Origin of the sequence: Polaromonas sp. CG_9.11 (assembly GCF_015752225.1) — a bacterium.
Taxonomy (GTDB): domain Bacteria; phylum Pseudomonadota; class Gammaproteobacteria; order Burkholderiales; family Burkholderiaceae_C; genus Polaromonas.
In genome coordinates this window covers 100351-111118 of sequence record NZ_JADOVE010000017.1, presented here as the reverse complement: position 1 = coordinate 111118, position 10768 = coordinate 100351, and the positions used below count along the sequence as shown (strand labels likewise).

General features: G+C 65.6%; 10 protein-coding genes and 2 pseudogenes. 6 read left to right on the top strand and 6 right to left on the bottom strand.

Annotated features, from left to right (window positions below):
- Positions 1-132: 132 nt before the first annotated feature.
- Positions 133-1029 carry an HTH-type transcriptional regulator ArgP gene (locus IWX85_RS14695; RefSeq protein ID WP_196870226.1) on the bottom strand — a complete coding sequence of 299 codons (897 nt, stop codon included), beginning with the start codon at positions 1027-1029 and terminating at the stop codon, positions 133-135.
- A gap of 133 nt (positions 1030-1162) precedes the next feature.
- Here IWX85_RS14695 and IWX85_RS14690 point away from each other — a divergent pair, with 133 nt between their 5' ends.
- Positions 1163-1798 (top strand): LysE/ArgO family amino acid transporter, encoded by a 636-nt coding sequence (locus IWX85_RS14690; RefSeq protein ID WP_196870225.1) that lies wholly within the window; start codon positions 1163-1165, stop codon positions 1796-1798.
- Positions 1799-1903: 105 nt separating this feature from the next.
- Here the strand turns inward: IWX85_RS14690 and IWX85_RS14685 are convergent, their stop codons facing one another.
- The 3 genes and pseudogenes from IWX85_RS14685 to IWX85_RS14675 all read right to left on the bottom strand — a co-directional run.
- On the bottom strand, positions 1904-2869 hold the full coding sequence (locus IWX85_RS14685; protein ID WP_036808411.1) for a LysR family transcriptional regulator: 966 nt from the start codon (positions 2867-2869) through the stop codon (positions 1904-1906).
- Positions 2870-2926: 57 nt separating this feature from the next.
- Positions 2927-4064, bottom strand: a pseudogene (locus IWX85_RS14680) (CaiB/BaiF CoA transferase family protein).
- Positions 4065-4118: 54 nt separating this feature from the next.
- A pseudogene (locus IWX85_RS14675) lies at positions 4119-4993 on the bottom strand (hydroxymethylglutaryl-CoA lyase); the annotation flags it as partial.
- A gap of 187 nt (positions 4994-5180) precedes the next feature.
- Between IWX85_RS14675 and IWX85_RS14670 the strand changes: the two are divergent.
- From IWX85_RS14670 to IWX85_RS14660, 3 genes are all read left to right on the top strand, one after another.
- Entirely contained in the window at positions 5181-5900 is a 720-nt protein-coding gene (locus IWX85_RS14670; RefSeq protein ID WP_051984221.1) for a haloacid dehalogenase type II, read from the top strand.
- A complete protein-coding gene (locus IWX85_RS14665) occupies positions 5897-6682 on the top strand; it encodes a sulfite exporter TauE/SafE family protein (RefSeq protein ID WP_036808414.1) in 786 nt (261 codons plus the stop codon). Before IWX85_RS14670 ends, IWX85_RS14665 begins: the two co-directional genes overlap by 4 nt.
- A 68-nt stretch (positions 6683-6750) precedes the next feature.
- On the top strand, positions 6751-8970 hold the full coding sequence (locus tag IWX85_RS14660; RefSeq protein WP_196870224.1) for a malate synthase G: 2220 nt from the start codon (positions 6751-6753) through the stop codon (positions 8968-8970).
- A 171-nt stretch (positions 8971-9141) separates the two neighbouring features.
- Here the strand turns inward: IWX85_RS14660 and IWX85_RS14655 are convergent, their stop codons facing one another.
- Positions 9142-9549 carry a type II toxin-antitoxin system VapC family toxin gene (locus IWX85_RS14655; RefSeq protein WP_196870223.1) on the bottom strand — a complete coding sequence of 136 codons (408 nt, stop codon included), beginning with the start codon at positions 9547-9549 and terminating at the stop codon, positions 9142-9144.
- A 3-nt stretch (positions 9550-9552) separates the two neighbouring features.
- The gene (locus tag IWX85_RS14650; RefSeq protein ID WP_036808420.1) at positions 9553-9825 is read right to left on the bottom strand and encodes an antitoxin; all 273 of its coding nucleotides are present in this window, start codon (positions 9823-9825) and stop codon (positions 9553-9555) included.
- A gap of 184 nt (positions 9826-10009) precedes the next feature.
- Here IWX85_RS14650 and IWX85_RS14645 point away from each other — a divergent pair, with 184 nt between their 5' ends.
- Entirely contained in the window at positions 10010-10153 is a 144-nt protein-coding gene (locus tag IWX85_RS14645) for a hypothetical protein (RefSeq protein WP_196870222.1), read from the top strand.
- A gap of 24 nt (positions 10154-10177) precedes the next feature.
- On the top strand, positions 10178-10753 hold the full coding sequence (locus IWX85_RS14640; protein WP_036808424.1) for a hypothetical protein: 576 nt from the start codon (positions 10178-10180) through the stop codon (positions 10751-10753).
- Positions 10754-10768 lie beyond the last annotated feature (15 nt).

Below are 10768 nucleotides of genomic sequence, written 5' to 3'. Positions count from 1 at the left end.
CGCGTTTCTTTCGACTGGCTGGTCTGAAGGACGCATGCTATATGCCCTTGGCCCACCCGTTTCCTTAACGATGCAGTTTGTTCTTGAATCCGCGATGTGAAATAGGGTCGCTGAGGTCGCTAGGTTGGCGCTTCAGCCTTGCAGCAGGCAATGCCGCGCGGCCTGCTTGATGGCCTGCGTCAGGCGCTCGGCGGCCAGCGGCTCGCGCGCCCAGTGCTGCCAGTACAGCACCACGTCGACCGGATGGCCTGGCAGGACTTCGTGCAGCGGCGCCCGCCCGGCGCGTGCCCGCAGCAGCAGGTCGGGCACCATGCCCCAGCCCATTCCCAGTTCCAGCGCCAGCTCGAAAGCATCGACCGCCGGCACGAAGTGGCGCGGATACAGCGCACCCTGCAAATTGAAATGCTGCGCCAGCCAGGCATCCTGCAGCGCATCCTTGCGGTTGAAGATCACCGCCGGACTGCGCAGCATGCGGTGCGGCAGCGCGCTGCCCCATTCGCCCACCAGCGCTGGCGCGGCCACGCAACGGTAGCGCATGATGCCCAGCGGCTCGGCCACGCAGCCGCGCATGGCGTGTGCCAGCGTGGTGACGCAGCCGGTCACGTCGCCGCTTTTCAGCGCGCCATGGGTGTGGTCCTGGTCGTCGACCACCACGTCGAGCAGCAGGCGGTGCTGTTGCAGCGCCGGCGCCACGCCCGGCAAGAACCAGCTGGCCAGCGAGTCGGCGTTCACCGCCACGCTCAGGCTCTGCAGGGGCGCCGCCGCGCCCGCATCGGCGCCCGGCAGGCCGGCGATCAGGTCGGCCTCCATCAGGCGCAATTGCCGCACATGCCCGACCAGCGCCTGGCCGGCCGGCGTGGCACGGACCTGCTTGCCGCGCACCAGCAGCCGCTGGCCGAGCGCGGCTTCGAGCGACTTGATGCGCAGTGACACCGCCGCCAGCGTCAGGCTCAGCGCCTTGGCGGCCGCGCCAAAACTGCCGCCTTCAATCACGGCGGCGAGGGCTTCGAGTTGCCGGACATCGAGCATGTGCTGACTTTAGTTTTTATTGAGTAAAGCCAATTTTAGTTAAATCCATTTAATTGACGGGCCGGATTGGCGACACTGGCCAGGCGCCTGCACCGTCGGCGTTCCCGCAACCCACCCCTGGCCTTGTCTCACCATGAATATCCTGACCGCCCCGGCTTTCTTCGCTGGCCTGGCCTTGAGCCTGTCGCTGATCATGGCCATTGGCCCGCAAAACGCCCATGTCATGCGCATGGGGCTGCGGCGCGAGCACCTGTGGCTGACCGTGGCGATCTGCGTCGTGACCGATGTGGCGCTGATTGCCGTTGGCGTCGGCGGGCTGGCGCAACTCGGCGGCTTGCCCGCCAAGGTGCTGGGCGCACTGACGGGCGCCGGCGCCGTGCTGCTGTTCCTGTACGGCGCGCAGGCCATGCAGCGCTTTGTGCGGCCTGCGGCGCCAGCCGTGCCGGGCGCAAGGCAAGACGCCGGGCCAGGCATGTCGCGCCGCCGCGCTGTGGGCCTGGCCGTCGCCATGTCCTGGCTCAATCCGCATGCCTGGCTGGACACCGCCGTGCTGATGGGCACTGCCTCGCTGGCCTATGCCCGGCCTGACAACGCCGTGTTCGGCCTGGGCGCTGCGGCAGGCTCACTGCTGTGGTTCGTGGCCCTGGGCGTGGCCATGTGGAGCCTGGGCCGCCGGCTGACCGCGCCGTGGATCTGGCGCGCACTCGATGGACTGGTGGCGCTGATGATGTGGGGCACCGCGCTGTGGCTGCTGGCCGGGCTGGTTTAGGGTTTTTCCGGAGCTGCTATTAAAAAAATAGCTGCTTATGCAGTGCAGGCAGGCGCCTAGGCCTTTTTTGATGCATACGTTTGATTCCCGGCGCGTCCCTTTGCCTCACTGCCGCCAGAATTCCGGCTGGCTGTAGTGGTGCTTCAGGAAATCGATCCACAGCCGCACCCGCAGCGGCAGGTGCTTGCGCTGCGGAAACACGGCGTAAATGCCGTTGGCCGGCGCGGCAAAGTCTTCCAGCACCGCCACCAGCCGGCCGGCCGCAATTTCAGACTCGACCTCCCAGGTGCTGCGCCAGGCAATGCCGTAGCCGGCCAGGCACCAGTCGTGCAGCACCTGGCCGTCCGAGCAGTCGAGCGGGCCGCCGGGCTTGAGGTGAATGATCTCGGTGTCACCGCCAGGCTGCGCGTTCGCGGGCATGCCTTCACTTTGCTGCCCCAGGGCGCTGCGCGGAACGCGAAACGCCCAGCCGCGCGTCTGCGAGGCGTCGCTCGACAGCGTGAGGCAGTCGAACCGGGACAGTTCATTGGGATGCTGCGGCATGCCGTGCTGCTTCAAATAGCGCGGCGTGGCCACGCACAGCCGCCGGTTGTCAGCCAGCCGCACGCTCACCAGCGACGAGTCGGGCATGTCGCCAACGCGCACCGCGCAGTCAAAGCCCTCGCCGGCCACGTCCACCACCCGGTCGCTCAGGTTCAGCGTGATGGTCACGTCGGCATGCTGCGCGCGAAACCGGGCCACCAGCGGCGCCACATGGCGCCGGCCAAAGCCGGCCGGCGCGGTGATGCGCAGGTGGCCGCTGGCCTTGACGCCGCCGGCCGACACGCTGGCCTCGGCGTTCGCCAGGTCGGCCAGCAGGCGCTGGCAGTCCTCTAAAAACGCGCTGCCCTCGTGCGTCAGCGTGATGCGCCGCGTGGTGCGCACCAAGAGCTTGACGCCCAGGCGCTCTTCCAGCGCATCGAGCCGCCGGCCCATGATGGCCGGCGCCACGCCTTCGGCCAGCGCCGCCGCCGTGAGGCTGCCGCGCGCAACCACGGAAACAAAGGATTCGAGCTGCTTGAGTTTGGCCATGGACGCGAATTATGCGGCGAGGCGGCCAGTTCTTCGGGCTGCCGGGGATGGCCCGCCTCAAGGCCGGGTCTGGGCCGCCTGGAAAGCGGCGATGTCCTCGTCGCCATAGCCGAGTTCCCGCAGCAGTTCGCGGCTGTGCTCGCCCAGCAGTGGCGGCTGCAGCCGGAGGCCGGGCCGCCGGCCGCCCAGCGTGAAGGGCATCAACGGCACCCTGGACTCGCTGCCGTCGTTCATGCGCACCGGCGCCAGCCCGCCGGTGGCGTTGAGGTGCGGGTCGTCAAACAGTTGCTCAGGCCGCACGATGGGCGCAAACGGCAGTTCGCCGGCCTCGAACACCGCGCCCAGATCGGCCGCGCTGCGCCCGGCCAGGTGCGCGCGCAGCAGCGGCATCATCCATTCGCGGGTCGGCCAGCAACTCTTGCAGTGCAAAGGCCCTGCAAAAAATTGCCCACTGCCTGTCACTGACCACGGCCAGAAAGATCTGTTCGCCGTCCTTGACGGTGAACACGTCGTAGATGCCCCAGGCTGAAATGCGGCTGGGCATGGGCGCGGCGGCCTGGGCCGTGGCGGCGAACTGCATCATGTGCTGGCCAACCAGGAACACATTGTTCTCGAACAGCGCCGACTGCACCTCCATGCCGCATCCGGTCAACTCGCGCTGGCGCAGCGCGGCCATCGCGCCGATGGCGCCGAACAGGCCGCCCATGGTGTCGTTCACGCTGGTGCCGGCGCGCAGCGGGTCGCCGCTGCGGCCGGTCATGTAGGCCAGCCCGCCCATCATCTGCACCACCTCGTCCAGCGCGGTGCGGTGGTCGTAGGGGTCGGGCAGAAAACCCTTGTGGCTGACGTAAATGAGGCGCGGGTGGCGTTGCTTGAGCGTCTCGTAATCCAGGCCGAGCTTTTTCATGGTGCCGGGCTTGAAGTTCTCGCTGACGATGTCGGCGGTGGCGACCAGGCGCAGCGCCGCTTCCAAGCCCTCGGGCGTCTTCAGGTCGAGCGTGAGGCTTTTCTTGTTGCGGTTGAAGGTCGGGAAGAAGCCGGCGCCCGAGCCCAGCAGGCGGCGCGTGCTGTCGCCCTCGGGCGGCTCGACCTTGATGACCTCGGCGCCCAGGTCGCCCCGCAGCAGGCCGCAGGTCGGCCCCATCACCATGTGGGTGAATTCGACAACGCGGATGCCGGCGTAGGGCAGCGGCATGTCCCCGGCTGGCCGGGCTTCAAGCGCCGGGCTGGCGGGCGCTGGCATGCGGGCGCCTTGCACAAAACCCCGGGGCAGGCCGGCCTTCAGGGGCGCCCGCGCGGCGATCAGCTTGTCCAGGTCGATGCCGGTGCGCAAGCCCATGGCCTCGAACATGAACACCAGGTCTTCGGTCACGACGTTGCCCGATGCGCCCGGCATATGCGGGCAGCCGCCCAGCCCGCCCAGCGAGGCGTCAAAGGTGCGAACGCCTTCGTCATACGCCGCCAGGCAGTTGGCCAGGCCCAGGCCGCGTGTGTTGTGCAGGTGGGCGGCGCCCGCGTGCCGGCCGATCTCGGCGCGCAGGTGCGCCGGAACAGTCGGCGCACCTGCGCCGGGTTGGCGTAACCCACGGTGTCCGACAGGCCCGCCTCGTCAGCCCCGGCGGCCACGCACTGCGCGGCCCGCCAGATCACGTCGTCCTCGGCCACGGCGCCCTGCAGCGTGCAGCCAAAGGCGGTCGAAATGCCGACCTCCAGGCCGACATGCGGCGCCAGGTCCTGGCGCAGGGCCGAAATGATGCGCACTTCCTCGACCATCTCTTCGCGTGTCTTGCGCACATTGGCCAGCGCCGCCTCGGCGTCGCGCCGGTTGGACACCAGCGCCATCACGCTCAAGCCGGGCAGGGTGATGGCATGGCGCACCACCTCGGCAGCGTCCCGCATCTGCGGCAGCAGCCGGGCCGGCACGAAGGAAGCGACCTCGATCTCGCGCACGCCGGCGGCATACAGGGCGTCGATCCAGCGCAGCTTGTCGGCCGTCGGCATGCAGGCCTTGACCGATTGCAGGCCGTCGCGAGGGCCGATTTCGCTGATGAGGAGTTGGGGATCGGGCAGGCGGTTGATTTCAGAAGGTCGTGTGGAGGGCAGCTGTGGGAATTGCCCGGGCATTGTTGCCCATATGCGGTCAAAACCGGTTTCATCACGGCTGCCGGCTTTTTCATGCTCCTTCTCCCGCAGGGAGAAGGAGGAAAGCGGGAAAGGCTGGGCTGCAAGCGCCCATTACTTTCATGAAGGTCACAGATAAAGAACATTTCAGTCTATTAATCTTTGCCCTGGGATCAAATAAAGTAGCGACATGGAAAAAAACCGCACCCCCAGCCGCCCGCCCCTGCGTGCCGTTCTGTTCGATGCCTACGGCACGCTGTTCGACGTGTACAGCGTCGGCCTGCGGGCCGAGCAGCTGTTTCCCGGTCGCGGCCAGGCGCTTGGCGTCATGTGGCGCGACAAGCAGATTGAATACACCCACCTGGTCAGCACCAGCAGCCACGGCGCGCACTACCAGCCTTTCTGGGACGTGACCCGCGCCGCCTTGCGCTATGCCTGCAAGCGGCTCGGTCTGGACCTGCGCAGCGGGCACGAAGAGCAGCTGATGAACCAGTACCGCTGCCTGACCGCCTTTCCTGAAAACCGCGAGGTGCTGCAGGCGCTGAAAGGGCGCGGCATCGTCACCGGCATTTTGTCGAACGGCGACCCGGCCATGCTCGCCGTGGCGGTCAAGTCCGCCGGGCTGGACGACCTGCTCGACCATGTCATCAGCGTGGACAGCATCCGCAAGTACAAGACCCATCCCGACGCCTATGCGCTGGGGCCGCAGGCGACCGGCCTGCCGGTGCAGCAAACCGCCTTTGTCAGCTGCAACAGCTGGGACGCGCTGGCCGCCACCTGGTTTGGCTACCAGACGCTGTGGGTCAACCGCTACCAGCTGCCGTTTGAGGAACTCGGCACCCAGCCGCTGTACACCGGCGCCAGCCTGCGCGATGTGCTGGCGCTGCCCTTTGAAAGCACGCAGGCGTGACGCCTTGGGACGTGGCGCTGATCGGCGCGGGCGGGTTTGCCGCCGGCGCGGTCAATGCCATGGCGGGCGGCGGCACATTTTTCTCGTTCCCGGCGATGCTGGCCGTGGGCTTGCCGCCGGTGGTCGCCAACGCGAGCAATTCGGTGGCGCTGTGGCCCGGCAGCCTGAGCGGCGCCTGGGCCTACCGGCAGGAACTGGCGCGCTACAAGCGCTACCTTCTGCCCATGGGCATGGCCTCGTTTTTGGGCGGCGCGGCCGGCGGGCTGCTGCTGCTGGCGGCCGGTGATGCGCGCTTTGCCGCGCTGATTCCCTGGCTGCTGGCCTTTGCCACGGGGCTGTTTGCCTTCAGCCCGCAGCTGTCAACCGCCTTGAAACGGATACGCCCTGCACAGGCTGAACCCGTCGGCACGGCGCATGGCGCCGGCTCGCCCATCGGCTGGTTCGTGCAGCTGCTGGTGTCGGTTTATGGCGGCTTCTTCGGCGCCGGCATGGGCATTTTGATGATGGCCAGCCTGGCGATTGGCGGCCATGAAGACGTGCAGCACATCAACGCGCTGAAAAACCTCCTCTCGGCGGTGATCTACAGCGTGACGGTGGTGACCTTCATCGTCGCCGGCGCGGTCAGCTGGCCGCACACGCTGGTGATGGTGCTGACCGCCACCCTCGGCGGCTACTGGGGCGCCCGCATGGCGCGCAAAATCCAGGGTCCGTGGCTGCGCCGCATGGTGATTGCGGTGGGCAGCGCGCTGACGGTTTATTATTTTTACAAGACGCTGGGCTGAGCCGGCCGCTGGCCACCCCGCAATTAACCCGGTTTTTTCATCTTTTCTGTTTTTAAAAGGAATTTCCCATGACCACCAACACCGAACGCACCACCGCCCACGGCCTGCACGTCGCCACCGAACTCTACCGTTTCATCAACGACAAGGTGCTGCCCGGCACCGGCGTGGACCGCGACAAATTCTGGACCGGTTTTGACGCCATCGTCGCCGACCTGGCGCCGAAAAACATCACCCTGCTGGCCGAACGCGACCGCCTGCAGCTAGAGTTGGACACCTGGCACCAGGCCCACCCCGGCCCCGTCGCCGACATGCCGGCCTACCGCGCTTTCCTCGAAGGCATCGGCTACCTCGTACCGCAGCCGGCCCAGGTTGCCATCACCACCGCTAACGTCGATGCCGAACTCGCCGTGCAGGCCGGCCCGCAGCTCGTCGTGCCGATCCTGAACGCGCGCTATGCGCTGAACGCGGCCAATGCGCGCTGGGGCTCGCTGTATGACGCGCTCTACGGCACCGACGCGATTCCCGAAACCGACGGCGCTGAAAAAGGCCAGGGCTACAACCCGGTGCGCGGCGGCAAGGTCATTGCCTTCGCCCGCAACCTGCTCGACCAGGCCGCCCCGCTGGCCAGCGGCTCGCACAAGGAGGCGACCGGCTACCGCATGGAAGGCGGCCAGCTGGTCATTGCCATGGAAAACGGCAGCACCAGGCTGCAGGACCCGGCCCAGTTTGTCGGCTACCAGGGCGATGCCACGGCCCCCACATCGGTGCTGCTGGTGCACAACGGCCTGCATATCGACATCATCATCGACCGGTCCACCACCATCGGCAAGCTGGATGCGGCCGGCATCAGCGACCTGGTGATCGAGTCCGCCCTGTCCACGATTCTTGACCTGGAGGACTCGGTCACCGTGGTTGATGCCGAAGACAAGGTGCTGGCCTACGGCAACTGGCTCGGCATCCTGCAGGGCACGCTGACCGAAGAAGTCACGAAAACAGATGCCCAGGGCGGCGTCAAGACCTTCACGCGCGGCCTGAACCCCGACCGCGAATACACCGCCGCCAACGGCAATGGCGAAGTGCGTCTGCACGGCCGCTCGCTGATGTTCCTGCGCAATGTCGGCCATTTGATGACCAACCCGGCCATCCTGTACGCAGACGGCAAGGAGATTCCCGAAGGCATCCTGGACGCCGTCGTCACCACGACCATCGCCATGCATGACCTGAAGCGCCAAGGCCAGCCCGGCATCAAGAACTCGCGCACCGGCAGCGTGTACATCGTCAAGCCCAAGATGCACGGCCCGGCCGAAGTCGCCTTTGCCAGCGAACTGTTCGGCCGCGTCGAAAGCCTGCTGGGCCTCCCCGCCAACACGGTGAAACTCGGCATCATGGACGAAGAGCGCCGCACCAGCGTCAACCTGAAAGCCTGCATTGCCGAAGCCGAAGCGCGCGTCGCCTTCATCAACACCGGTTTCCTCGACCGCACCGGCGACGAGATGCACAGCGCCATGCAGGCCGGCCCGATGCTGCGCAAGGGCGACATGAAGACCACCGCCTGGATTGCCGCCTACGAAAAGAACAACGTGCTGACCGGCCTGGCCTGCGGCCTGCGCGGCAAGGCGCAGATCGGCAAGGGCATGTGGGCCATGCCCGACCTGATGGCCGCCATGCTGGAGCAGAAAATCGGCCACCCGAAAGCCGGCGCCAACACCGCCTGGGTGCCCAGCCCAACCGCTGCCACGCTGCATGCGCTGCATTACCACCAGGTGCTGGTGTCCGATGTGCAAAAAGAGCTGGAAAAGATCGACGCCAACGCCGAACGCGACACGATTCTGAACGGCCTGCTGACGATTCCCGTCACTAGCACGCCGAACTGGTCAGTGCTTGAGAAGCAGCAGGAACTCGACAACAACGCGCAGGGCATCCTGGGCTACGTGGTGCGCTGGATCGACCAGGGCGTGGGCTGCTCCAAGGTGCCCGACATCCACAACGTCGCGCTGATGGAAGACCGCGCCACGCTGCGCATTTCCAGCCAGCACATGGCCAACTGGTTGCTGCACGGCGTGGTGACCCAAGCGCAAATCACCGAAACCTTCGAGCGCATGGCCGCCGTGGTCGACGGCCAGAACGCCGGCGACGCGCTGTACCAGCCGATGGCCGGGCACTTTGACACGTCGGCGGCGTACCAGGCGGCGTGCGATCTGGTGTTCAAGGGCCTGGCGCAGCCGAGCGGTTACACCGAGCCGCTGTTGCACGCCTGGCGCCTGAAAGTCAAGGCTCGGGCTGCTTGATTCGGTTGAGGTGATTTGCTATGAATTGAATAGCTGCGTACGTAGGCGCTGCAAGCGCTAGCAGGCTATTTGACTTGTAAATCCATAGAAACGGCACCTTCGGGTGCCGTTTTCCATTCACGGCACGGGAAACCAGCATCGGCCGTTGCCAGCATCCGGGTGCAAAGGAGTTCAGGCAGCACGCGCCCAGTTTTCGACCACCAGACCAGGGTAGTCCTTGAAATCGGCCTCGTTGTTGGTGACCAGGATGATGCCGACGCTCACCGCGTGGGCGGCAATCAGGCGGTCCATGGTGTCCCGGCGGCGGTCGCGCACGGCGGCAGCGAGCACGCCATAGCTTTCAGCCGCGCTTTCATCAAAGGGCAGCACCGGCACGCGTGCAACAAAGCGTTGCAAGGCATGGCGGGCTGCGGCTCGGTCTTCTGCGGGGGTGCGTTCAATGCCATGCCGAAGCTCGGCATAGGTGACGACCGACATCACAACGTGGCCCAGGGGCGTGACCTTGAAGCGCTCAAGCACTTGCGGCGGATGGGCCTTGAGCAAGTAGATGCAAATGTTGGTGTCCAGCAGAAAGCGCATGGCTTAGCCTTGCGCCTTGTGGGGGCTCGCATTGCCAAATCCGCTCCAGTCGCGTTCTTGCTCTTCATGGAGCTCGCGGCCTTCGGCCATGAAACTCGGAGGGAAAGCGGCCAGTATTTCTGTCAAGTCACCAATGGTTTCCGTTGCCACCCGCCGCAGCACCAGCGTGTTGCCCACACGCTCGACCTCCACATCCTGCGCAGCGTCCACAAAGCCAAGTTCTTTGGGAATGCGCACGGCCAGCGAATTGCCGCTTTTAAAAACTCGGGTCCGCATGCAGTTTCTCCTTGAAAATATAAAGTATATAAAGTATATACAGGATTTACATCGCAGGCGCTGTCGGCGTGCTTGTTACCATCGCGGGTTGCACATCACGCCCTGGCCTGCGGGAGCCGCCGAACCGATGGACGGCACTGAATGAATCCACCGCAGGCAAAAACCGCGAACACGAGAACCCGACATGCCCGCTCCCCTGACCCCTTTTTCCCAGTTCCAGAACCTGCTGCGCGAGATGTTCCAGTTAGACCACAAAGAGCTGGACTTTGGCCTGTTCAAGGTGCTGCGCCTCAAGCGCACCTACATCGAGCAGTTCATCAGCGGCTAGGGCACGCAAGACCTCAAACACATCGTGGCCCGCGAACTCGAATCGATTCGCGGCGCCGACACCGAAGACGAGCGCCAGTGGCTGGCCAACCGCTGCGAAATGCTGGGCATCAAGGCCAAGGACGCCTGGGCCGCCGTGGCCGCCAGCCCCCAAAACCCCGCCCTGCAAGCCAAGCTCACCACCATCCTTCAAGGCGCGGAATACGAAGAGCAGCTTGAAAACACCCAGGCCCGCCTCAACCGCTGGCTGCAAACCCAGTCCTACAGCACCAGCCACCTGGAAGCCCAGCTCTACAACTACCTGCTGAACTACTTCGAGCTGTACTACCAAAACGGCGACTTTGGCTACAACGCCCGCGCCACCAGCGCTTTCAAGGTGCCCTACGAAGCCGACTACGACGGCGCCGACACGCTGTTTCACTGGAAGCACAAGGACTGCTACTACATCAAGACCGCCAACAGCTTTCCCGAGGTGCGGCTGCAGATCATGGGGAAAACCATTGTTTTTCGCCTTCAAGCCGGCGGCGACGCCGAGAGCAGCGCGCAAAACAACAACAAGGACAGCGACATCAAGCAGTACCGCCTGGCCGACATCACCTAGCAGGGCGGCGCGTGG